Source organism: Paucidesulfovibrio longus DSM 6739 (assembly GCF_000420485.1).
Taxonomy (GTDB): domain Bacteria; phylum Desulfobacterota; class Desulfovibrionia; order Desulfovibrionales; family Desulfovibrionaceae; genus Paucidesulfovibrio; species Paucidesulfovibrio longus.
Genome location: NZ_ATVA01000012.1, coordinates 342,870 through 365,087 on the forward strand (window position 1 = coordinate 342,870; position 22,218 = coordinate 365,087).

16 protein-coding genes are annotated in these 22,218 nt (G+C 64.6%); 7 read left to right on the forward strand and 9 right to left on the reverse strand.

All coding sequences use genetic code 11. From position 1 onward, the window contains the following. Window positions 1-8: 8 nt before the first annotated feature. The 6 genes from G452_RS0106230 to G452_RS0106255 all read right to left on the reverse strand — a co-directional run bounded on the left by G452_RS0106230 (window position 9) and on the right by G452_RS0106255 (window position 7,511). Window positions 9-1,007 carry a sulfotransferase family protein gene (locus G452_RS0106230; protein ID WP_022661406.1) on the reverse strand — a complete coding sequence of 333 codons (999 nt, stop codon included), beginning with the start codon at window positions 1,005-1,007 and terminating at the stop codon, window positions 9-11. After that, window positions 1,004-2,272, reverse strand: coding sequence for a glycosyltransferase family 4 protein (locus G452_RS18350; protein ID WP_022661407.1), 1,269 nt, complete (start codon window positions 2,270-2,272; stop codon window positions 1,004-1,006). Before G452_RS18350 ends, G452_RS0106230 begins: the two co-directional genes overlap by 4 nt. A 157-nt stretch (window positions 2,273-2,429) precedes the next feature. Then, complete coding sequence (locus G452_RS0106240; protein ID WP_022661408.1) at window positions 2,430-3,914, reverse strand: O-antigen ligase family protein; 1,485 nt, start codon at window positions 3,912-3,914, stop codon at window positions 2,430-2,432. A 63-nt stretch (window positions 3,915-3,977) separates the two neighbouring features. Further along, window positions 3,978-4,955 (reverse strand): ExeA family protein, encoded by a 978-nt coding sequence (locus tag G452_RS18355; protein WP_022661409.1) that lies wholly within the window; start codon window positions 4,953-4,955, stop codon window positions 3,978-3,980. Between the two features lie 18 nt (window positions 4,956-4,973). Beyond that, on the reverse strand, window positions 4,974-5,735 hold the full coding sequence (locus G452_RS0106250) for a polysaccharide biosynthesis tyrosine autokinase (protein WP_022661410.1): 762 nt from the start codon (window positions 5,733-5,735) through the stop codon (window positions 4,974-4,976). A gap of 33 nt (window positions 5,736-5,768) precedes the next feature. Then, window positions 5,769-7,511, reverse strand: a complete 1,743-nt coding sequence (locus tag G452_RS0106255) for a GumC family protein (RefSeq protein WP_162141280.1) — start codon at window positions 7,509-7,511, stop codon at window positions 5,769-5,771. 643 nt (window positions 7,512-8,154) lie between these two features. On the opposite strand from G452_RS0106255, the gene G452_RS0106260 reads away from it, so the two are divergent. The 6 genes from G452_RS0106260 (at window position 8,155) to G452_RS0106285 (ending at window position 17,123) form a co-directional block, all read left to right on the forward strand. Then, window positions 8,155-8,757: a polysaccharide biosynthesis/export family protein gene (locus G452_RS0106260; protein ID WP_022661412.1), complete on the forward strand. Its 603-nt coding sequence runs from the start codon at window positions 8,155-8,157 to the stop codon at window positions 8,755-8,757. Window positions 8,758-8,769: 12 nt separating this feature from the next. Then, window positions 8,770-9,933 carry a hypothetical protein gene (locus G452_RS0106265; protein WP_022661413.1) on the forward strand — a complete coding sequence of 388 codons (1,164 nt, stop codon included), beginning with the start codon at window positions 8,770-8,772 and terminating at the stop codon, window positions 9,931-9,933. Window positions 9,934-10,005: 72 nt separating this feature from the next. Next, window positions 10,006-11,697 carry a bifunctional sulfate adenylyltransferase/adenylylsulfate kinase gene (locus G452_RS0106270; RefSeq protein WP_022661414.1) on the forward strand — a complete coding sequence of 564 codons (1,692 nt, stop codon included), beginning with the start codon at window positions 10,006-10,008 and terminating at the stop codon, window positions 11,695-11,697. A gap of 41 nt (window positions 11,698-11,738) precedes the next feature. Further along, on the forward strand, window positions 11,739-13,271 hold the full coding sequence (gene xrtD, locus G452_RS18360) for a VPLPA-CTERM-specific exosortase XrtD (RefSeq protein ID WP_081650510.1): 1,533 nt from the start codon (window positions 11,739-11,741) through the stop codon (window positions 13,269-13,271). Between the two features lie 15 nt (window positions 13,272-13,286). Then, on the forward strand, window positions 13,287-14,705 hold the full coding sequence (locus tag G452_RS18365) for a sugar transferase (RefSeq protein WP_022661416.1): 1,419 nt from the start codon (window positions 13,287-13,289) through the stop codon (window positions 14,703-14,705). Between the two features lie 45 nt (window positions 14,706-14,750). Continuing rightward, entirely contained in the window at window positions 14,751-17,123 is a 2,373-nt protein-coding gene (locus tag G452_RS0106285; protein ID WP_022661417.1) for a tetratricopeptide repeat protein, read from the forward strand. A gap of 161 nt (window positions 17,124-17,284) precedes the next feature. Here G452_RS0106285 and G452_RS18370 read toward each other — a convergent pair whose 3' ends face one another. Next, entirely contained in the window at window positions 17,285-18,946 is a 1,662-nt protein-coding gene (locus G452_RS18370; protein WP_022661418.1) for a DEAD/DEAH box helicase, read from the reverse strand. Window positions 18,947-19,193: 247 nt separating this feature from the next. On the opposite strand from G452_RS18370, the gene G452_RS0106295 reads away from it, so the two are divergent. Further along, a complete protein-coding gene (locus G452_RS0106295; protein WP_162141281.1) occupies window positions 19,194-19,997 on the forward strand; it encodes a transporter substrate-binding domain-containing protein in 804 nt (267 codons plus the stop codon). A 24-nt stretch (window positions 19,998-20,021) separates the two neighbouring features. Here the strand turns inward: G452_RS0106295 and G452_RS0106300 are convergent, their stop codons facing one another. Together G452_RS0106300 and G452_RS0106305 are read right to left on the reverse strand one after the other, a co-directional pair. After that, window positions 20,022-20,396 (reverse strand): response regulator, encoded by a 375-nt coding sequence (locus G452_RS0106300; RefSeq protein WP_022661420.1) that lies wholly within the window; start codon window positions 20,394-20,396, stop codon window positions 20,022-20,024. Between the two features lie 55 nt (window positions 20,397-20,451). Beyond that, on the reverse strand, window positions 20,452-22,185 hold the full coding sequence (locus tag G452_RS0106305) for a phosphoenolpyruvate carboxykinase (ATP) (RefSeq protein ID WP_022661421.1): 1,734 nt from the start codon (window positions 22,183-22,185) through the stop codon (window positions 20,452-20,454). Window positions 22,186-22,218 lie beyond the last annotated feature (33 nt).

Consider the following 22,218-nt stretch of genomic DNA (forward strand, 5'->3'; position numbering starts at 1 on the left):
TGCTCCGGTCAGGGGTCCAGGTTCTTGGCGGCCTCGCCCTTGCCCGCGGCGTCCGTGGCCAGTCCCAGGCGCGAGGCGAGCCCCAGGCGCAGGGCCGTGGAGGCCACGCGCGAAAGCCGCGCGGGCACGCCCCAGGAAAGGGCCAGCCCGGCGCGCAGCCGGTCCAGGGGGCCGGGGGGCGGTCCGGGGTCGTAGCCCAGCTCCGCCAGGGTCCGCCCGGCAACGGCCTGGAATGCGCGGATGTCCGCCGGGGCCATGCGCCGTTCCCACTTGCGGACGTTGTCCGGGGCGATGGGTTGAAAGATGCGTTCGGAATGGTGCGAGCCGATGTACTTGCCGCTGGTCTTCCAGAAGTCGAGCATGGCCGGGTCGAAGGGCAGCTCCAGCAGCGCGCAGATCGCGCGCAGGCGCTCCTCGGGCGCGGCCAGGAGATCCTCGTAGCGCAGCTCGCAGACCCGTTCCGGCGGCAGTGCGGCCAGGTCGCGGCGCGCGCGGGTCACCTTGTGCGTCCATTCCAGGGCGTCCACGGCCAGCCCGGAGCTGACGCCCATGCTTTTCAGGCTCAGGTGGATGTCGCGTCCGTCGCGCAGGATGTGGATGAACCGCGCCTGCGGAAAGAGCGTCGCGAGCGCCGGGACCATCCGGAAGAAGCTGGGAGTCTTGTCCCCGGCGCGGGTCTTGCCGCGCGAGCGGGCGTAGGCCGCGTAGAAGATCTCCATCAGCCGGGCCGGGGTCAGGTTCGGTTCGGCCAGGGCCTGGGCGCGCGCCTCGGCGTCGTCCAGCCCCCAGAGGCGGAACTGCGAGTTGGCGCGCACGTAGTCGAGCAGGTTGGCCAGCTCCCGCCCCTGGAGAACCGCTTCGGGCCGGTTTCCGTGGGAACGCAGCAGCGGCATCCAGAACGTGCCCTCCTCGGGCACGGCCAGTTCCGGATGGGCGTTGAGCATCAGCCGCAGCAGGGTGGTGCCGGAGCGCTGCGCCCCGATGAGGAAGAACATGCCCGCGCTCATGCCGCCGCCTCCCTGGCCCGCGTGCGCGGGGGCAGGCCCAGGAGCCGCCGATAGACCGCGTCCACCCGGTCCGCGATGGACGAGTAGGTGCGGTTGGCGAGCACGTATTCGCGGCCCCGCAGGCCCATGCGCCGGGCCTCGCCCGGATCGGCCAGGAGCCGCAGCATGGCCTCGGCAAAGGCGGCCTCGTCGTAGGGCGTGCAGAGTCCCGCGCCGCTTTGCTCGATGACGAGGCGCTGCTCCGGATGGTCCGTGGCCACCACGGGCCGGGCCAGGGCCATGTATTCCACGAGCTTGGTGGGCGAGGTGGAGTTGAGGATGGGCGCGGGGTAGAACGGAGAGAGGCAGACCAGGGCGCGGTTCAGCCGTTTCCAGGCTTCGCTGGGGGGCAGGAAGCCCGTGAACTCGCAGCGCTCGGCCACGCCCAGCTCGCGGGCCAGGCCGACGAGGCTTTCGCGGTCGTCCGGGGAGTCGCCCTCCCCGACCACGAGCAGCCGTGCGCCGGGGCGTTTCGCCGCCACCAGCGCGAAGGAGCGCACCAGGAAATCCATCCGCCGCACGCGGGAAAGCGAGCCGAGGTAGGCCACGCATTCCTCGTCGGCTTCGCCCTGGTCCGGCTCGGCCGGAACCATGTCGTCGGCCACGCCCATGGGCACGGGCGTGCACTTTTCCGGGGCGATGCCCCTGGCGGCCACGTCGCGTCGCATCTGCTCGCTCTGCACGAAGACGTGGTCCGCGGCGCGCAGCAGCACGCGGTAGAGCAGAAAGCCGTTGAAGCGGCCGCGCAGCGCGTAGAGCAGCGGGTATCGGGCCGTACCCTGTCGGACCTTTTCCAGATCCTCGTCCGGCATGGGGAAGGACATCCAGAAGAAGAAGCGGGTCCGGGTCAGCCTCGCGGCCAAAAGCCCCAGGAGTCCGCTGAGAAATTTGTCGCGGACCTGGATGAAGTCGTAGCGGTTGCGGAAGGGCAGCCAGAGCACGCGGCAGTCGTTGCAGAAATCGAGGCAGCGCTTGCGCAGGCGGTGGATGAAGCCCGTGCCGTTGTCCGTGGGGCCGAGCAGCACCCGGCCCGGTCCGGGAACGAGTTCGACGACGCGGAAACGGGATTCGTCCGGCGCGGACTGGAGCAGAAAGTCGATGTCGTGGCCGCGCGCGGCCATCTCGCGGCAGAAGAGGATGGAGACGTCCACCCGGTTGGGCGGGTAGCGGTTCGGTGCCAGGAACAGGGAGCGCGGTCCGCGTGGGTTGTCGGGTGTGTTGGTCATGCTCTGGTCCTCGGCAAAGCTGCCTTGTCGCCGGAAAGGAGGAGAAATATCAGATCACTCCTTCCAGCTTACGCGAGCGTCGCCCCGCACGGCAAGGGGCAATCGCGCGGGCGCGCATATGGGCTCCGCCGCCGCCTGCCTCGGCAGTTCCAGGGGCTCAGGACCGGAAATAGCGGTTGTAGAGCGAGGAGCCGGATTCCTTGACGATGACCAGCCGTTCCGGGGTGGAGTGGCCCGGAGTCCGGTCCTGCGGGGCTGCGGGCTCGTCGCCCTTTCCCGTGGCGGCGGAATCGGGCGTTCCGTTCTTGCCCTGCTGCGCGGGCTCCGCGTCGAGGCCCTGCTCGGCCTGGCGCCGCAGAAATGCCGCCCTGGCCTCGTTCAGTCCCATGCTGATGAAAATGACGTGGGGCATGTAGCCGTGCATGATGCCGTTGAAGAGGCAGTTGTTGAGCACGAGCAGGATCAGCAGCATCTGCCAGCGGATCGGGCCGTCCGTGCGCGCCAGATCGGTCATGCGCGCGGCATGGCTGAGGATGAAGAGCATGTAGAACATGTAGCCTATGACGCCGCTGTATTCGAGCCATTCCACGTGGAAGTTGTGCTGGGTGATGACCTGCTCGCCTCGGTAGAGGCCGACGCCGAGGAAGGGGCGTTGCAGGAAGCTGTTCAGGCCCGCGCTGAACTGGGAAACACGTCCGTAGATGGATTTCTTCCAGTTTTCCACGCTGGTCAGGCGCTCCTCGGTGCGGCGTTCCTCGGGGGTGAAGATGGTCCGGTCCGGCTGGACGTAGTGGGCATAGAGGAGCAGGGCCAGGGTCAGCAGCAGGGTGGCGATGAAAAAGCCGAGATAGAGCGTCACGCTCTTGCCCTTGCGGATGAGGACGTGACAGAGGGGCGCGACCGCCAGGATGACCAGGAACACGCGCGAGAAGGTCAGAAACATGGCCAGGAGGCAGAAGAGCGCGAGGCCGGTGCGAAATCCCTTGGGCACGCTGTCGCTGCCCATGATCAGGCAGATGGCGAAGACCATCAGGGTCGCCGTTCCGATGGGCGGGGTGTCCAGCGGGGTGGCGCGCATGCCCGTCTGCGCCCAGGAGGCCACGGCCATGCCCGCGAAGACGACCAGCCCGACGATCATGAAGCGCGTCAGGGTGCGGTATTCGGCTTGGTCGTCGATCAGCAGGCGGATGATGTAGAACGAAAGGACGGGCAGAAAGATGAAGTTGTAGGCCAGAAAGCCGCTGTCGGCCACGTCGGCGCTGCGCAGGGTGCCGAGCAGGTACACGGCGCTGACTCCCATGAGCAGCAGGTCCGTGAAGCTGAGGGGGAGCTGGACGCGGCGCAGGACGAAGCGGAGCAGGCCCACGAACGCGAAGAAGAGCAGGCCCAGCGAATAGGGGTTGAAGGTGACGATGCCCAGTTCCACGCTGGGGCCGCCCCAGCTGAACGGGAAGTAGGTGAAGACCAGGGAGAGCATCAGCAGCGGGTTGACCAGTACCGTTCCCAGGCCGAGAACGCCGAAAAGCGGGCCGACCAGCGCGATGTGCTCGCGGAAGCCCTCCAGCCCCCAAACGGAATACATCATTCCGCCGATGAGCAAGAGCAGCCCGAAAAGGTAGGCCACCACCACGCTGCGCATCATGGGCGTCTGTCCTCCGTTTCGCGCGCGGAACGCCTGCGGTGCTCCGCGCCCGTGGTTCCGGTCCTAGGCATCGCTGAGCGCGGCCTTCTGCCGGGTCAGCTGCCGGGCGAGTTGGCGCACGGTCTGTTCCAGGCGGGCCACCCTGCCGCGCAGTTCGGAGAGTTCCTCCGGCTGCGGAGGCGCCTCCGGGCTGATGAGCTTGCCGCTCGGCGTGAGCAGGATGCCGTCCTTGGCCTTGTCCTTGATGATCTCCTGGGCGATGCGGCCGTCGATGACGGTCTTCTCGTCGGCGAAGGCATAGATCAGGGCGAGGTTGCAGAGAATGTTCATGACCCTGGGAACGCCTGCCGAGGCTTCGTGGATCAGGGCCACGGCCTCGTCCGTGAAGAGTCCTGCCGGGGACTTGTGGCCCGCCACGGAGAGGCGGTGCTCGATGTAGGGGCCGGCCTCGGAGATGTCCAGCGAGGTCAGGTGGCAGGAAACCGCGATGCGCTGGGCGAGATAGGTCTTGCTGCGCTCCATGATCCGCCTGCGCAGTTCGGGCTGGCCGATGAGCAGCACCTGGAGGAGGATGTCCTCCCCGGACTGGAGGTTGGAGAGCATGCGGATCTCTTCCAGGGTCCGGTCGGGCAGGCTCTGGGCCTCGTCCAGCACGAGCAGCACGCGCTTGTCGCGCTTTTGCTGCCGCAGGAGGTATTCGTTGAGGATGCGCACCTGCATGGCCGAGGTCTCGGTGCCTTCGAGCTGGACGCCGAGCTCCTGGAGGATCGCGCTCACGAGCGTGTCCTCCACCAGGGAGGTGTTGGGAATCTCGATGACGTCCAAGGCGTTCAAGCGCCTCAGCTTATCCAGCAGGTAGCGTGTCAGGGTGGTCTTGCCCGCGCCGATCTCCCCGGTCATGAGGATGATCCCGCTGCGGTCCACCAGCCCGTACTTGAGGAAGGTCAAGGCCGCCTTGTGGCTTTTCCCGAGGTAGAGATACCTTGGGCTGGCCGCCAGGGAGAACGGCTTTTCCGCGAGTCCGAAGAATTGATTGTACATGGTCTTGCCTGTCCTTGGCTACACTGTTTCCTTGGCCTTGTTCAGGACCATGCCGAGCAATTTGCTTCTGTCGACCAGGTCCACGGCCTGGCGAATCTGTCGGCGGGTGGTCCTGCCGGCTTCGTTGACCAGCAGGATCTGGTCCACGTAGGAGGAGAAGACCAGGGCGTCGGGAACGCGGAGCAGGGGCGGGCAGTTGAAGATCACGTATCGGTCCGGGTAGCGTTCCTTCATCTCGCGCACCAGGGTGCGCATCTTGGGAGATCCCAGGATTTCCGTCGAGCCGGTGATGGTCCGGCCCACGGGAAGCAGGGCGAGCTTGTCCAGGTCCGTGCGGATCATCAGGTCGAAGATGGGCACCTCGCTGACGAGGTAGTCGGACAGCCCGCGTTTGGTGCTGATGCCGAAGTACTTGTCGATGACCGGGTTGCGCAGGTGCGTGTCCACGAGCAGGGCGAACTGGTTCAGCTCCCGCGCGATGCTGATGGCCAGGTTGATGGCCGTGAGCGAGGCCCCCTCGCCGGGAATGGCCGAGGTGACCATGATGACGTTCTTCTGCTCGCCGCGGGTGCGCTGGAGCACCTGGGTGCGCAGCAGGTTGTAGTAGTCCAGGATGCGCGGGTCGGTGATGCCGCCGATGACCATGTGCTTGGCCATGTGGGCCTTGTTCAGCTTGATGGTCTTGGAGCTTCCCCCGTCCTTGCCGCCAGCCCTGGGGCCGCTCGACAGCGTGTCCGATGAATCTATGGCCTTGAGCATGGCCTTTGCGAGTTTGTTCATGGCGTCCTCTCTGTGAATCCTTGTGGTTTGGTCCTAGAAGACGGACTGGATCAGTCTCATGACGATCAGGTCCAAGGGCTCCACGAAGAAGTGGATCGCCAGGAGCGCCGCCGCGAGGGAAAGCAGGATCACGACAGGCAGGCGCTGTTTCGCCTTCTTGCCTCCTGCCATGTTGTCCAGGTCGCCGAGCTGCGGAATCACGGCGAGCACGGGGACGCGGGAGACCGAGAAGAGCTCTTCCGCGTCGTGCACCGTACGGTCCAGCAGATGGGAGGTGAAGCCCACGCCCGCTCCGAGGGAAACCGACAGGATCAGTCCCAGGGCGAAGAGCAGCGGCCGGTTCGGGCTGTAGGGCTCTTCCGGCAGCACCGGCGGATCGACCAGGGTGAACTTCTCGCCCAGGCCGGATTCTTCAAGACCCTTGGATTCCTTGGCCGCGAGCATGCGCCTGAGCAGTTCCTCGCGTTCGGTCTTGAGCGTTTCCAGCTCGGAGTTGAGGATGTTGTATTCCACCTCGACCTGGGGCGCGGTATCGATGCGGTGCTGGATCTCGGTCTGCTGCTTGAGCAGGCCCTCTACGTCCTTCCGGAGGCGTTCCACGTTGATCCGGCTGGTCTCGACCTCGTTCTTGGCCTGGACCCACTGCGGGTTGAGTTCCATTTCCTTGTGCTTGGGCTTGATCAGGAACCGCTCGGAAATGGAATCGATGTCCTTGTGCAGCTGGGCGACCTCGCTCTTGAGGCGTCTCACGTCCGGGTGCTGGTCGGTGTACTTCTCCAGCAGCACCTTGAGCTCGTTTTCCTTCTGTTCCAGCTCGGTGGAATAGTCGTCCAGATCCTGGCGATACTTGACCTGCTCTTCCAGCGCGTCCACCTGCTTCTGCAGGTTGACCACGTCGGGGTGGTCGTCGGAGTGGTTGGCCTTGAGCGCCACGAGATCGCGGCGCATGCGGTCGAGTTCCTCCTCCGGGGTGATCAGCCGCTGTCCGCCCGTGGTCCGCACCTGGATGAACTGCGGGCGGGAGGCGAGCACGCCGAGCCAGTACTGGAGCTTGGCGTCGCTCTTTTCGAGGTCGTCCTCCTTGAAGCGGAGGTTGCCCTCGACGCGGTCAAGCAGGCGGATGTTCATGGGCACCAGCTCCGGCAGGAAGAACTTGTTTTTCTCCTTGAATTCGGAGATGCGCTTTTCCACCTCGCTGATCTGGGTGCCGAGGTCCTCGAGCCGGCCTTCGAGGTATTGGTAGGCGGAACGGGTCTGGCCTTCGCGGTTCTTGATGTTGGCTTCGAGGTAGAGCGAGACGAGCCGGTTGGCGACCCGGAGAACCTTTTCCGGTTCCTTGCCGTCGAAGGAGAGGGTGAACGCGTACGTCGCCACGCCCGAACGCGCCTGCGCGGCGTCGTGGACCTCCGTGGTGACCATGTCGACGTTGATGTCGTTGCGCATGGAGTCGATGATCTCGCTCATGGTCATGCGCTGGCGTTCACTGCTGTAGAGGTTGAACTGCTCGATGATCTCCAGCAGCTGCGAGCGGCTGAGCACCGTCCGGTTCAGTCCCTGAAGGCGTTCCTCGATGAGTCCCGTGATGGTGCTCTGCACGAGGTCTTCAGGGATGTCCTGGGTCTCGATGAGTACGAGTGCCGAGGACCGATACACGGACGGGAGAAAGAGTGCGAACATCGTGCAGATGACCATCGCGCCGATGGCGGGCACGATGCACTGCCACTTTCTGCGTTTGAAAACGCGAAGGTAAAATTGCAGATCGTTCTGAAATTCCATCATCCCACCCTGCACCGGAAAATAATTCCGGCCCGGTTACGACGTGCTCCCTCCGAGGCGGCGGGAGCCATGCGCGGCGCTCCCGATCTTTTCACCTGCCCCCCCTGGCGTGCCATTCATAATGATGGTCCGCCCTGGAAACTCCGTCATTAATTTGGCGCATCGTGCGTCCGAAATGACGTTGCGTGCCGATACACTGTTGCTTCTTCGGCACTTTCTCCGCACTCCTTAACGGTTGCGGAGGAATCTTGGCCCGCTTCGCTCCGTTGCGTTCTTCAGGTGAAGAAACATCATCGGTCCGACCGCAATGTGGCGGCATCGCGGTGCCGGAACTTGTATAGCAATGTTCGTTCCAAAAAGGTTCTGCTTTTTTGGCCGGATGCGGAGGGAGGAGGCGCGAAGGCCTCGTGGGAGGGGGTGACATGCCCAGGATATCGTTGCTGAACCTTGTTTACCCATGAAGTCGTAGTAAACCGAAGCGGTCAAGCTGTAAAGGGTGTTTTAGACTTTTTTTAGAAATCTATAGCGCAGCTCCCGGCACTCTTCTTGCTTGTCTGGGTCGGCAGCGTCGGAAAAACGTAAAGAAAACCGACTCTCGGGCCGATAGGGCCTACGACCCCGATAAATGGACGAGGAGGGTGTCATGAAAAAGATCGCTATGATGATGTTGTTGTCGCTGTTCATGGTCGGCATGGTCGCCGACCAGGCCGCGCAGGCCGAGGACCAGCAGGACCTGCGCAAGATGTTCGAATCCGTTTCGCCCGGCGGCTATCATGTCGGCGCGGAAGACGTGCTGCAGATTTTCGTCTGGGGGGACGAAACCCTTACGCAGCAGGTCATGGTCCGTCCCGACGGATACATTTCCCTGCCGCTCATCGGCGAAGTGCTCTGCCTCGGCCGCACCGTGGAGGACATCCGCAAGGAGGTGGACCGCCGGTACAAGCAGTACATCTCGGATACGCCCGTGAGCATCATGATCGTGGAGCTGAACAGCCCCAAGGTCTATGTCATCGGCAAGGTCAACCGGCCGGGCGTCTACATCATGCCGCACCCCATGACCGTGACCCAGGCGCTCGCCCTGGCGGGCGGGTTCAACCCGTTCGCGGACGAGGCGAACATTCTTCTCGTGCGCGGCCTCGGACCGGATCAAAAGGTCTACGTCTACGACTACGCGGACATTTCCCTGGGCAAGAACATGCATCAGAACGTTCTGCTCAGGCCCAACGACACCATCGTGGTGCCGTAAAGGAGCGCAGCCGTGAACGCCAGAGCCTTTTCCATCTTGATCATTGCCGTGGCGGCGACGGCCCTGTCAGCGTCCGTGGCCCTGGCCCAGAGCGCGCAGGTCATCGTCACGCCCAAGGCGGCCTATCGGATCGTCTATGACAACAACGTCAACAACACCAAGGACGGGGACATCGAACACCAGCTTCGCCCCGCGCTTCAGGTGGACGTGAACACCGAGCGCAGCAAGAACACCGTCGAGGCCGCCGTCACGATGCATCGTTACAACGACCTCGACCAGCTCGACCGCACGGAGCAGGAATACACCTTCTCCTCGCGCAACGAGCTGACCGAGCTGCTCCGCTTCAACCTGACCGGCTCCTACGAGGACGACTACACCATCAGCAAGATCGCGGAAGAACTTGCCGAAACGGCGTCCAAGACGGCCCGCCGCCGCCTGACGCTGTCGCCCCGGCTGGAATACGTGGTCACGGAGCGCAACCTGGTCGGACTGACCTACACCTACGGCAGCACGGACTATGACCGCGCCGAATACGTGGATTACGACTATCAGAACCTGAGCGCGGACTGGACCTACATCTGGACCGAGCGTTTCCGCGTGCGGGCGAGCACCGGGGCCAGCTGGTACGACAACAAGTACAGCGACGGCGACGGCGCCTACTCGGATCTTTCGTTCATGGTCGGCTTCGACTACGACATCAACGAGATTTGGACCTGGTCCGTCATGAGCGGCCTGCTCCAGAGCAAGACCACGGTGGACCGTCCTGGCCTGGACGTGGACAAGGAAGGCGACGGCTACGTGGGCAGCACCCGCCTGACCTGGGACTATCCCCGGTCCGACGGCTACATCGAGTACGGCCGCGACAACACCATCGGCCTCTCCGGCGAAACCCTGACCCGCGACCGCTTCCATCTCAAGGAAACCTATCTGCTCACCGAACGCCAGCGCCTGAAGCTCGACTCCGTGATCACGCTTTCCGAGTCGGACGGCACCATCTCCGAGCGCGACTCCGCCTACTACCGCATCCGTCCGAGCTACGAGTACGACCTCGACGAGAACTGGACCTGGGAGGTGGGTTGCAGCTACGAGTACGTGGAGGACCGCGTGAACTCCTCCAACTACGACCGCAGCAAGGCCTACATGGAAATCCGCTGGTCCCTGCCCGAAGAGCTTTAGTCGGGGAGGCGCGTTGACCTGACCTCCGAACTGGGGCACATGTGTGCCGAGTCCTTCAGAATCGGAGACTGTATGAACAAGGAAACCGGCGTCCTGCTGCTTCCCTCCGGGGAAGCGCAGGCGCTTCGGCGCAGAATCCCGGAACTGCCCGGCTGGGACCTCGGTCGGCGCGGGCTCTGCGATCTCGAACTGCTGATGCAGGGCGCTTTTGCGCCGCTGGGCGGCTACATGAGCCGGGAGCAGTACGAGTCCGTGCTGGCCGGGATGCGGCTGCCGGACGGGCGGCTCTGGCCGCTGCCGATCTGCCTGGCCCTGCCCGAGGCCGTGGCCGGGGCGCTGGAACCCGGGGCGGAGCTGGCGCTCAACGACCGCGAGGGCTTTCCCCTGGCCGTGTTGCGCGTGGAGGAGCTTTGGCGTCCGGATCGGCGGGCCGAGGCCCTGGCCCTCTTCGGCACGGACGACCCCTCCGGCCATGCGGGAGTGCGACGTTTCTTCGAGGAACCCTGCGATTACTACGTCAGCGGGCCGCTCCTGGGCCTGCACCTGCCCGTGCACCACGACTTCCTGGATTTGCGCCGTTCTCCGGACGAACTGCGGACAAGCTTTCGGCGCATGGGCTGGAGCCGCGTCCTCGGCACGCATCCCCACAGACTGCTGCACCGCATGGACCGTGAGGTGCTGCTCGGCGCGGCCCGCCGGGCCGACGCGAACATCCTGCTCATGCCCGCCGCGGACCAGCCTTTTCTCGTGGACGACGACCATTTCCACAAGGTCCGCTGCCACCGCGCGTTTTTCCGCAACCTGCCCGAAGGCATGGCGCAGCTGGGCCTTCTGCCGTTGGCCTCCCGGGGGGCCGGCCCGCGCGAGGCCATGCTTCAGGCGCTGGCGCTCAAGTCCTGCGGCTGCACGCATTTCCTCGTGGACGCGTCCCAGGGCGAGCCGCAGCCGTGCAACGGGGCGCACGCCTACCCGCCGCGGGCGGCCTTCGAGCTGCTGGAGCGCCACGCGGACGAACTGGGCATCGAGCCCGTGCTTGCGGAGAGTCTGCGCTACCATTCCCGGCGCAGGTGCTTTTTGCCCGCGGCGCAGGTGCGGCCCGAAGAATCCGTTGCACCGCCGACTCCCGAAGAGCTGGACACGCTGCTGGAGTTCGGACGCGACATTCCCTCCTGGTACGTCTTTCCGGACGTGCTCGAAGAGATGCGCCGCGCCCATCCGCCCCGGCACCGCCAGGGCTTCAGCGTGTTCTTCACGGGGCTTTCCGGCGCGGGCAAGTCCACCCTGGCCAAGATCCTCTACGTGCGCTTCATGGAGGAGGGCTCCCGCCCGGTCACGCTGCTCGACGGCGACATCGTGCGGCGCAACCTTTCCAGCGAGCTGGGCTTCTCCCGCGAGCACCGCGTGCTCAACGTGACCCGCATCGGCTTCGTGGCCTCGGAGATCGTCAAGAACCGGGGCATTGCCATCTGCGCGCCCATCGCGCCCTATGAGGAGGCCCGCCGCGCCAACCGCGAGCTGATCTCCCAATACGGCGGCTACGTCGAGATTCACGTTTCCACCTCCCTGGAGGTCTGCGAACGGCGCGACCGCAAGGGGCTGTACGCCAAGGCCCGCGCCGGGCTGAAAAAAGGCGTCACGGGCGTGGACGACCCCTTCGAGCCGCCGCAGCACGCGGACCTGAGCCTGGACACGTCCGGGCTGAGCCCGGAGGAGGCCGCCCGCAAGGTCTTCCTCTTGCTGGAACAGATGGGCTACGTGCGTTGATCCCCGCGACGCTGGCAATGGTGCGGGAAATCGGATAAGCAATGCCTATGGACATTTCCCGCGAAAACCGCACGCTGGCGGCGGCTCTGCTCTTTTGGCTGGTCTGCGCCTTCGTCCTGTTCGGTCCCCACCTGGACGGACTGCTCGGACGTTGGAACGCGGAGGACAATTCCTATTGCTACCTGGTGCCCCTGGTCTTCGGGTACATGGTCTGGCAGGGGCGGGCCGTTTTCTTTCCCGCCTGTCCCAAGGGCAGCGCGCTGCCCTCGCTCCTGCTTTTCCTGCTGCTGGCCTGCTCCTACCTGGCCGGGCTGCTGGGCTCCCTGGAAACCCTGGTCTATGGCGCCGTCTGGCTGGGCGTCGCCGGGCTGACAGCGGCCTTCGGCGGCTGGCGCGGCCTGAAGCGGCTCTGGTTTCCGCTGCTGATCCTGCTCTTCGCCGTGCCCCTGCCGCCGTTCCTGAACCGGCTGCTGACCTTCCGGCTGCGGCTGTTCTCCACGGAGCTCTCGGTGCGCCTGCTGGAATGGCTGCGCATTCCGGCCTATGCCGACGGCAACATCATCGACATGGGCGTGACCAAGCTTCAGGTCGTGGACGCCTGTAGCGGCCTGCGCTACCTGATGCCCTCCCTGCTCATGGGCCTGCTGCTCGGATATTTCTTCCATACCCGCATCTGGAAGCGCCTTTTCCTGATGGTGCTCAGCGTGCCCGTGACCATCGTGGCCAACGCCTTCCGCATCGCCATGACCGGCGTGCTCGTGGCCTACGTCTCGCCGGAATTCGGCCAGGGCTTCCTGCACGATTTTTCCGGCTGGCTGGTCTACATGATTTCGATCCTGCTGCTGGGGGCGACCAGCTTCGGGCTCAAGAAAGTGCACCGCGCCCCGCCGAGGCCCGAACCGGAGCCTCGGTCCTGCCGTCTGGAGGCTTCGGTCTGGCCGCGCATCGTCATCGGCGGCGCGGTCATGCTCCTGGCGGCAGGTGCCGGGGAGCATCTGCTGCACCGGCAGGCCGCGCCCGAACGGGCCAGCTTCGAGAGCTTTTCCATGCACCTGGGCGAATGGCGCGGCAAGCGCTTCTACCTCGATCAGGAGATTCTGGACGAGCTTTGGGCGGACGACTACGTGACCGGCAATTTCCGCAACGAGAGAACGGGCAACGTGCTGCATCTGCTCGTCTCCTACTACGAGCGCCAGACCACGGAACACACCGCGCACGCGCCCACCTCCTGCCTGCTCGGCGGCGGTTGGGATCTCGCGGCCAAGAGGCCCCTGCCGCCCGCGCCGGAGCGAGGCCGGAAATTCCCGGTCATGCAGCTCCAGCTCCAGAAGCCGGGCCTGGTCGTGCTTTCCAATTTCTGGTTCCAGCAACGGGGCCGGATCATCACCAGCGAATGGATGAACAAGATCTGGCTCGTGGCGGACTCGCTTTCCCTGGGGCGTTCGGACGGCGCGCTGGTGCGCGTGGAGCTGTACCTCAATCCGGACCAGAGCCTCGCCGAGGGGCAGGCCCTGCTCGACGATTTCGACGCGCTGCTTCAAGAGCGCCTGACGGCCCATATTCCGGGACGCTGACCAGGAGCGCATGAAATGTTCGCACAGCAGGTCCACATCGTCGTCACCTTCATGATCCTGGTCGAGGGATTGATCGTGATCGGCTGCGGCTATCTGGCCGCCTACCTGCGCTGGGTCGTCAGCGGCTATCTCTGGCGTCCCGACCCCACCGCCCTCGTGGGCATCATTCTCTTCCTGATGTTCGTGAACTCCTTTTCCATGGGCCGGATGGGCCTTTACAGCGACCGGCGGCCCGGATCGCTGCTGAACGTGGCCTGGAGGCTGGCGGTCGTCGTGCTCATCGACTTCGCCTTGCTTTTCGTGGGCCTTTTTTCCCTGAAGTATTACGACATCGGCCGACTGTTCCTGCTGATCTACGCGGCGCTGCTCTACGCGTCCCTGCTCTTCGGGCGGGCCTTTCTGGATGTCTACATGAACCAGCGCAGCAGCAAGGGCTTCAACCGCCGCCAGGTGCTCATCGTGGGTTCGGACGAGCGGGCCGCCAAGGTGGTCGAGGCGCTCAAGGAGCAGCGCAGCTGGGGCCACGCCGTGGTGGGCTGCCTGCGTCCGGACGCGGAAGCCGAGAACTGCTGCCAAGGCGTGCCGGACCTGGGCGTGGCCGGGAATTTCATCGACGTGGTCCATTCCCACAGCGTGGACGAGGTCATCTTCGCGCTCCCCCGCGACGGCGACATCGGCGTCATGATCGAGGAATGCCGACGCCTGGGGCTTTCCTACCGGGTGGTGCCCTCCATGTACGACCCGCAGGAACCCACGCCCATGTCCGTGGAGCGCATCCAGAACATCCCCACGCTGGCCTGGAATTCGGTGCGCATCGACGCCAGCGGGCTGCTCTACAAGACCATTCTCGACTACATTGCCGGACTCGTCGGGTTCTGCATCTTCCTGGCCGTCTATCCCTTCGTGGCCGTGGCCATCAAGCTCGACTCGCCCGGACCCGTGATGTTTCGCCAGCCCCGCGTGGGCCAGAACCGCCGCCTCTTTCATATCTACAAGTTCCGGAGCATGTTCGTGGACGCGGAGGCGCGCAAGAAGGAACTCATGGCCGGGAACCTCATGGGAGGGGAAAACGGGCTGATGTTCAAGATGGAACGCGACCCCCGCGTGACCAGGGTGGGCGCCTTCCTGCGCAAGACCTCCCTGGACGAGCTGCCCCAGTTCATCAACGTGCTCCGCGGCGAGATGAGCCTCGTGGGCACGCGGCCGCCCACCGTGGACGAGGTGGAGCGCTACGACAACTGGCATTATCGCCGCATGAGCATGAAGCCCGGCATCACCGGACTCTGGCAGATTTCCGGACGCAACAAGATCAACGATTTCGACGAGGTCGTGAAGCTTGATTTGAGCTACATTGACAATTGGCATTTTTTCTATGATCTGGTCATCATCTGGAAGACAATATTCGTGGTGCTCAGGCGCAAGGGCGCGCTCTGATTCCACGGTTTTTTTCGCAACCCTCAGACCTGTATGGAAGGCGAAATGCGCAAGTTTACGGTATTCGCGGTCATTGCTTCGCTGCTGCTCGTTATGGCGGGCTGCGGCAGTCCCGAAGAGCGGCGGGACGAGTTCTACAACAGCGCCAAATCCCTCTACGAGGAAGGCCGCTACGACGAAGCCAAGGTCCAGGTGAAGAACGCGCTCAAGGTGGAGCCGGAATACGCCAAGGCCGAGCTGCTGCTCGGACAGATCAACGTCAAGCTGGAACAGTGGCGGAGCGCCTTCAACAACTTCACCCGCGCCCTCGAGGAGGACAAGACGCTCCACGAGGCCCGCCTGGGGCTGGCCCGCTTGCAGCTGATGAACAACGACGTGGAGGAAGCTCGCAAGTTCGTGGCCGAAATCCTTGCGGACCAGCCGGACAATTCGGACGCGCTGCTGCTCTCCGCCGTGATCCGTTCCCGCGAAGGCGACATGGAAGCTGCCGAGCGCGAGACGCTGGCCCTGCTCGAGAAGAAGCCGGAACTGGAGGAAGCCTGGGCCTTTGCGGCCTTGCTGCGGATGCAGGCCGGCGATGACGACGGCGCGGTCAAGACGCTGCGCCAGGGCCTGACCCATCTGCCCAAGAGCCGCAACCTGCACCTCCAGCTGGCGGGCACCCTGACCCGCATGGAGCGCTGGGACGACGCGGCCGCCGTGTATCAGGCCCTGGCCGCCGAGGACAAGGACACGCCGGAAATGCGCCGCTTGCTCGGCGACTTCTACCTCAAGGCCGGAAGGTTGGACGACGCCGCGAAGGTGGCCGAGGACTTGATCCGTTCCTTCCCGGACGATCCCAAGCACCGCCTGACCATGGCCGCGGTGCAGCGGGCCCGCAAGGATGCGGCCGCCGAGGAGAAGGCCCTGCGCGACGGCATCGACCAGGTGCAGGACAACGGCAGCCTGAAGATGGCCCTGGTCGCCTTCCTGCGCCGCGAGGGGCGCATCGACGAGGCGATGACCCTGGCGGAACAGACCGCCGCCGCGGACCCCGAAGGGGAGTCCGGACTGGGGGCGCGCCGCGCCCTGGCCGAGATGTATTACTCCCGCCTGGACTACGACAAGGCCATCGCCGAACTGGACAAGGTCTTCGCGGTGCAGCCCAAGGACATCGAGAGCAAGGCCCTGCTGGGGCGCATCCGCATGGCCCAGGGCAAGCCGGAGCTGGCCGTCATCCTCTATCGGGAGGTGCTGCGCGAGTCGCCGGAAATGCTTCCGGTCTACGGCTTCCTGGCCCAGGCCCACATGGCGGCGGACGAGTCCGGACTGGCCAAGCAGGCCCTGGAGCAGGCCCTGGAGCAGGATCCCACCTATGCTCCGGCCCGCCGTGCCCTGGTCAGCATGTACCTGGCCGAAAAACGCTACGACGAGGCCATGGCCCAGCTGCGCAACGGGCTCAAGCATGAGCCGGGCAATCCCGCGATCCAGGCGGCCATCGGCGACGTCTACAGTCTCCAGGGCAAGCTCGGCGTGGCCGAGATGGAATACCGCAAGCTGCTGGAGAATCCGCGCACTGCCGGTTTCGGAGCCTTCAAGCTCGGCCAGCTGGAGATGTCGCGCAAGAATTACGATACGGCCCTGAAGTACTTCAAGGCCCTGCACGATTCCAACCCCGCGAACTTCACGGCGGCCGAGGCCGTGGTCGCGGCGTATCTCGCCAAGAACGACGCGGCCGGGGCACTGGCTTTCGCCGAAAGCCTCAAGGACGTGCTGCCCGGCGCGGGCGCGTATCAGCTCCTGGGGCGCATCGAGGCCGCCCGCGGCAATTTCGCCAAGGCGGAGGAGCAGTTCCTGGCCGGCGGCGAGGCCGCGCCCGGATTCAACGCCTACCAGCGCATCGGCGGCATGTATCTGGCCGCGGGCAAGGTCGATCTGGCCAAGGCGCGGTTCGAGGAGGCCCTGTCCAAGAACCCCGACGACACGGGAAGCGCCTTTGTCCTGGGCATGATGCTCCAGGAGCAGAACGACCTGGACGGCGCGGAAAAGATGTATTTGAAGGTGCTGGCGGAAAACCCGACCTTCATTCCCGCCCAGAACAACCTCGCCTACCTCTACGCGGAGAACTCCACGGATCCGGCCAAGCTTTCGAAGGCCCTGGAACTTGCGTTGCAGGCTGCCGGAAAAGGCTCGCCCGAGGCCCTGGACACCCTGGGCTGGGTCTACCACAAGAGCGGCAACCAGCAGATGGCTCTGGCCTCGCTGATGCAGGCCGTAGAGAAAAAGGACGACGATCCCACGCTGCTCTACCATCTGGCCGAGGTGCAGCGCTCCCTGGGCAACAACGACCAGGCCAAGGGATACGCCGGACGGGCCGTCGAGCTGGACCCGGAGGGGGCTGTCGGCCGGAAGGCCAAGGCCCTGATCGACGAGCTGTAGACCGCGGCGAACGAGAACGACGCAGGGCGCGTCCGGGAAACCGGGCGCGCCCTTTTTCCTGCCTGACGAAACCGGGCTGCGGAAAACAGAAAGGCTCCCGAAAACGGGAGCCTTTCATGCGCGCAGAGCGCGATGGCCGCAAGGCGCGGAACCAAGGGGGATCAGCTCTCGGAGCCGCCGCCGTTGCTTTGCGCGTTGCCGCCGTTCTGACCGCCTTGTCCGCCGCCCGAAGGCTTTCTCCGGCGGCGGCGCTTCTTCTTGGGCTTGGGAGCGTCGTCCGGGCGCGCGGGCGGGGCGTCCGCGCGGGGCGCTTCGTCCCGGGGTTCGGAGCGTCTCTCGCCTACGGAGTCTTCCCGTCCGCCCTTGGGGGCGCGGGGACCGGGCTTGCGGCGCTCGGCGCCGCGTCCCATGCGCCCGCTGGAATCCTGCTTTTCCGGCAGGGGAACGCCCTTGGTGTGGACGTTGTCGTGGTAGAATTCGTCCAGGAGCGTGGCGATGAGCGTTGCTCCGTCTTCCGACTCGGCCAGCTCCTTGGCCAGGGGCAGGAAGCGGCTCATGCGCTCGCGCGAGATGGGCAGCAGCGCGCGGACCTTGGCTTCGAGCAGGGCCGTGGCCCGCTGGGCCAGAACCCCGCGCAGGGTCTCGTCGTCCGGAAGGGGGCGCTGCTCCAGCTCGATGCTGTATTGCGTGGCGATGCGCTTGAGCTCCAGCTTCTGGATCACGTCCACCAGGGAGAGCACTTCGCCCGCGGCACCGGCGCGTCCGGTTCTTCCGGCGCGGTGGATGTAGGATTCGTGGTCTTCGGGCGGCTCGTAGAGAAAGACGTGGGAGAGGGCCGGGATGTCGATGCCGCGTGCGGCAACGTCCGTCGCGGCCAAAAAGCGCAGCGACCCGGCGCGGATGCGGCTCAGGATCTGCTCGCGCCGCGACTGGGAGAGGTCGGACGAAAGGGCGTCGGCGTCGTAGCCGAACTGGCGCAGCACCTCGGACACGTAATGGCAGTTCGCCTTGGTGTTGCAGAAGATGATGGCCGAGGTGGGGTTTTCCACCTCGATGATGCGCATCAGCGCCCGGTCCTTGCCCATGGCCGGGACTTCGTAATAGGCGTGGGTGACCTCGGCCACGTGGACCTGCTTGCCGGAAAGGCTGATGAACAGCGGGTCGTTGAGGAACTCCTCGGAGAGCCGCAGAACCAGGGGCGGGAAGGTGGCCGAGAACATCAGGGCGTTGATCCGGCGCTTGGGCAGGTAGCGCTGGACCTGCTTCATGTCCGGGTAGAAGCCGATGGAGAGCATCCGGTCGGCTTCGTCGAAGATCAGGGTCTCGAGCTTGTCCAGGGAAAGGGAGCCCTTGAGCAGGTGGTCGAGCACGCGGCCGGGGGTTCCGACCACGAGATGCGCGCCCTGCTTGAAGGCCTCCATCTGCGGGCCGTAGCTCGTGCCGCCGTAGACGGCGATGGTGCGGATCTTCCCGCCGGAGAGCATCTCGGCTTCGTGGGCGACCTGCTTGGCCAGCTCGCGCGTGGGCAGCAGCACCAGGGCTTGGCAGTGGTTCTTGTTCGGGTCGATCCGCTCGATGAGCGGAAGGACGAACGCGCCGGTCTTGCCGCTGCCCGTGCGGGCCTGGACCATGATGTCCTGCCGCTTGAGCATGTAGGGCATGGACTTGGACTGGACGGGCATGAGCCCCGACCAGCCGGCGCGGGCGCAGGCCTCTCGCAGGGCTTCGGGAAGCTCGTCAAAGGTGATTTCAGGCAGGGCGTCTTCGGGAGACACCTCGGCCGGGCCGTCGGATTCTCTTTGGATGTATTTTGATTCTGTCATGTCGATGTGGGTTGAAGGAATGCGTCTGCCGTGGCGGCCGAACGCGGTGCGCCTGAACCAGACGCTTGCAATGGATACAGGTCAATGACGCCCAGGTCAACCTGCACTTGACAGTGGCGTGTTCGCGGTGCACGCAATGTTGATGAGTCGTCGCCATATCGCTGGGTTATGCGTTTCTCTTTTGTTGCTGGCCGCGTGCGTTCTTGCGGTCCAGGTTCGGACCGCGGCCGCGCAAGAGAGCGGCACCGTGGTCTGGCCCTATTTTTCCTTTCCCCCGCATGTGATCGTGGAGCCGGACGGAACCCTTTCCGGCGCGAGCGTCGAGCTTCAGCGTCTCATGGCCAAGGCCTTGCCGGAGTATCGCCACGAGCGCATCAATTCCCCGGTGAACCGCAGCATGATGGCGGCGCAGGAGGGGCAGCCCTACTGCTTGACGGGATTGCTCAAGCGCCCGGACCGCGAGCGGATCCTGTCCTATTCGCTGCCCTGCCGTCTCGTTCCCCCCCAGGTCGCCGTGACCGTCCAGGGCCTGCTCGACGCGCATAAAAACGCGGACGGACAGGTATCCATGAAGAGCCTTCTTCAGGACGGACGGCTGACTTACGGACACATCAAGGGCTTCAGCCACGGGCAGACGCTCGATCGGATCATCGAGGAGAACTACTGGCGCGAAAACGTCTTCGAGATCCTGGACATGAAGACCCTGGGACGGCAGTTGGAGTTGCTGCTGTCCGGGCGCATCCAGTATTTCATAACCACGCCGGAACAGGCGTGGTACGCTCTGCGGGAGCAGAGGCTCTTCGACCATCTGGAAATGATTCGCGTTGCCGAGGCGCAGGAGTGGAACTTCGGCTACATCGCCTGCACGCAGGGCGAGTGGGGCAGGGAGGTCGTGGGCAAGATCAACGCGGCCATCAGAAGGAGCCTTCGCAACGGTGAACTGAAGCGCATCTACCGGAGGAACCTTCCCGCGCAGATGTGGCCGGAGTTCGACGCCGCCTGGGAAAGGATGATGACGCCCATCGCGGAAGAAGCCGAGGCTGCGGACTGACCGTTTCCCAGGTTCTCTTCTGGCTCAGCTCTTGGCCGCGAAGCAGCGGCGGATGCTTTCCTGGAGTTCCTCCTGGATCAGGGGCTTGGCCAGAAAGCGCGTGGCCCCCAGTTCCAGCAGCGAGGAAATGTCGCTGACGCCCACCACGGCGGACATGATTATCACGGGCATTTCCCGCAGTTCCGTGTCTCCGCGCAGCGTCTGGATGAGCTGCCGCCCGTCCATCTCCGGCATCATGATGTCCGTGATCAGAAGATCGAACGAGTTTTCCGCCTTGAGCGCCTCGTAGGCGTGCTTTCCGTTGGGGCTCACGAACGCTGTGTGCCCGAAAGACTCCACGATGGTCTTCGCGAGCCGCTGTGATATGCGGTCATCTTCGGCGATCAGTATCCGTTTCATCGAGTGGCCCTCCCCGAAGTTCCCGCATATCACAGCTCGGTCGCGTTCGACAATGCTAGCGAGCGGTATTCATTGACTCCAGAAGCTCTTTCAGCAGCTCGGGCTTTTCCGTGAGGTCGGAGCTTTCCAGGAAGGCCTTGCGCTGCTCCACCCGGTCGCGAAGGGTCGCCAGGTACTGTTCGTGGTTCTCGACCTTGGCGTGGTCGTAGCGGTCGTAAAAACCGGGCAGCAGCTTTTCCGCGCTTTCGCGGGTGGGAATCTGCGATCCCGCCAGCAGGGGCCAGTCCTCCCACTCCAGCTGATCGGTGAGGATCGCGGTCTGGAGCGTCAGCGAGGTCTGGAGGGGAATGCCGGTCAGCTCGTCGGCCGAGGTCTTCCAGAATCCGCTGGAGTTGAACATGAAGCCCGTGGCGCCGTTTTCAAAGACCTTGATGAAGGCCTCGACGTCCTTCCAAAGCTCGTAAACCCGGAAGGGGTTGGCAAAGGGCACGAAGACCAGCTTCTTGAGCTCCTCCTCGGAGACGTTTTCCGCCACGTTGCGCTTGGTCATCAGGGACGCGCCCATGGCCACCGCGAGCTTCACGTCGGTGAAGCGCATGATCGGCGGCATGGTGGTGTCCTTGGTCAGCCAGCAGAGCGTGGAGGGGAAGGAGCAGCGGTTCACGTACTTGCCGAGCAGGGCGCGGTCGAGCAGGGCGCGGCCGTTGCCGTTGCGCACGTCCTGGCCCAGCGGCAGGTTCTTGCCGTCGACCATGATCTGGCCGTGGTTCATGACCGAGATGATGTATTCCCAGTCGGGATGGCCGATGGGCCGGGAATCGGTCTTGTCGAAGAGGGTCGGCTCCCAGACGCGGCAGATCTTTTCCTCGATGTCGATCTGGAAGGCGTCGTCGTGCAGCACGACCTTGTCGAAGCCTTCGGGCATGGTGCCGCCGTTGTCCGAGGAATTGGTGTGCGAGCTCTTGCCCGTGCCGGAGAGGCCGAAAAAGGCGATGGAGCGCTTGCCGAGCTTTTTGCAGGCGTCGTCCTTGCAGCCGGCGAAGTCGATTTCCTTGATGCCGCCGTGGCAGGCGGCCATGCCCAGGCGCATGCCGGAGGTCCAGGCCAGGGTCAGGGTGCCTTTCTTGCGCTCGCCGAAGTAGCGCATGCCGAAATTGAAGATGACGTTGGCGTCCACATCCACCAGCGCCAGCTGCGGGAAGCCCTGGTTGTGGTAGAAGGGATCGTTGTTGCGCCATTCGTTGTCGGCGATGACGATGATGTCCTGGATGGGCAGCTTGGGGCTGCTTTCATACTGCTCGGCCAGCTCCGCGTAGGGCGTGAAGTTGACCAGCCAGTTGAAGACGTTGACCGCGTCGTTCTCGTGGCCCACGATGGTGGCCTTGATCATCAGATCCTTGTCCAGGCCGATGAGCGCGTGCGCCTTGATCAGGGGGCGGGTCTGGAGGTCGGAGACGGCCTCGAGCAGGTCGCCGAGCACCTTCTTGCGTTCCGGCGCGTTCAGCGCGTGCCAGAAGCGGCGGGCCATGGCCGTGCGGCCCACGATCTTCCCGTGGCAGTTGTTGAGCACCTTGGCGCCCTTGGGCAGTCCCAGGCGTTCCGCTGCCGGGGCGTAGATCGGAAGATCCGTTTCCTGGACGTCCCACTGCCGCCGGGCCAATTCATAGGCCTCGGCCGGGCTGACCGTACGGATTTTGTGGTCCAGCACCAGCGTATCCGCAATGGCCCGGAGGGGGGGAAGTTTCTTGATGTCGTCTTTGTAGAATTCGTAACTGGATTTACTCGCCATTCATCTGCTCCTTTCCGGTCCTCTCTCTCTATT

Coding starts and splice junctions, on each gene's coding strand:
- G452_RS0106230 (WP_022661406.1), bottom strand. CDS start 1,007: ATGAGCGCGGGCATGTTCTTCCTCATCGGGGCGCAGCGCTCCGGCACC.
- G452_RS18350 (WP_022661407.1), bottom strand. CDS start 2,272: ATGACCAACACACCCGACAACCCACGCGGACCGCGCTCCCTGTTCCTG.
- G452_RS0106240 (WP_022661408.1), bottom strand. CDS start 3,914: ATGATGCGCAGCGTGGTGGTGGCCTACCTTTTCGGGCTGCTCTTGCTC.
- G452_RS18355 (WP_022661409.1), bottom strand. CDS start 4,955: ATGTACAATCAATTCTTCGGACTCGCGGAAAAGCCGTTCTCCCTGGCG.
- G452_RS0106250 (WP_022661410.1), bottom strand. CDS start 5,735: ATGAACAAACTCGCAAAGGCCATGCTCAAGGCCATAGATTCATCGGAC.
- G452_RS0106255 (WP_162141280.1), bottom strand. CDS start 7,511: ATGGAATTTCAGAACGATCTGCAATTTTACCTTCGCGTTTTCAAACGC.
- G452_RS0106260 (WP_022661412.1), top strand. CDS start 8,155: ATGAAAAAGATCGCTATGATGATGTTGTTGTCGCTGTTCATGGTCGGC.
- G452_RS0106270 (WP_022661414.1), top strand. CDS start 10,006: ATGAACAAGGAAACCGGCGTCCTGCTGCTTCCCTCCGGGGAAGCGCAG.
- xrtD (WP_081650510.1), top strand. CDS start 11,739: ATGCCTATGGACATTTCCCGCGAAAACCGCACGCTGGCGGCGGCTCTG.
- G452_RS18365 (WP_022661416.1), top strand. CDS start 13,287: ATGTTCGCACAGCAGGTCCACATCGTCGTCACCTTCATGATCCTGGTC.
- G452_RS0106285 (WP_022661417.1), top strand. CDS start 14,751: ATGCGCAAGTTTACGGTATTCGCGGTCATTGCTTCGCTGCTGCTCGTT.
- G452_RS18370 (WP_022661418.1), bottom strand. CDS start 18,946: ATGACAGAATCAAAATACATCCAAAGAGAATCCGACGGCCCGGCCGAG.
- G452_RS0106300 (WP_022661420.1), bottom strand. CDS start 20,396: ATGAAACGGATACTGATCGCCGAAGATGACCGCATATCACAGCGGCTC.
- G452_RS0106305 (WP_022661421.1), bottom strand. CDS start 22,185: ATGGCGAGTAAATCCAGTTACGAATTCTACAAAGACGACATCAAGAAA.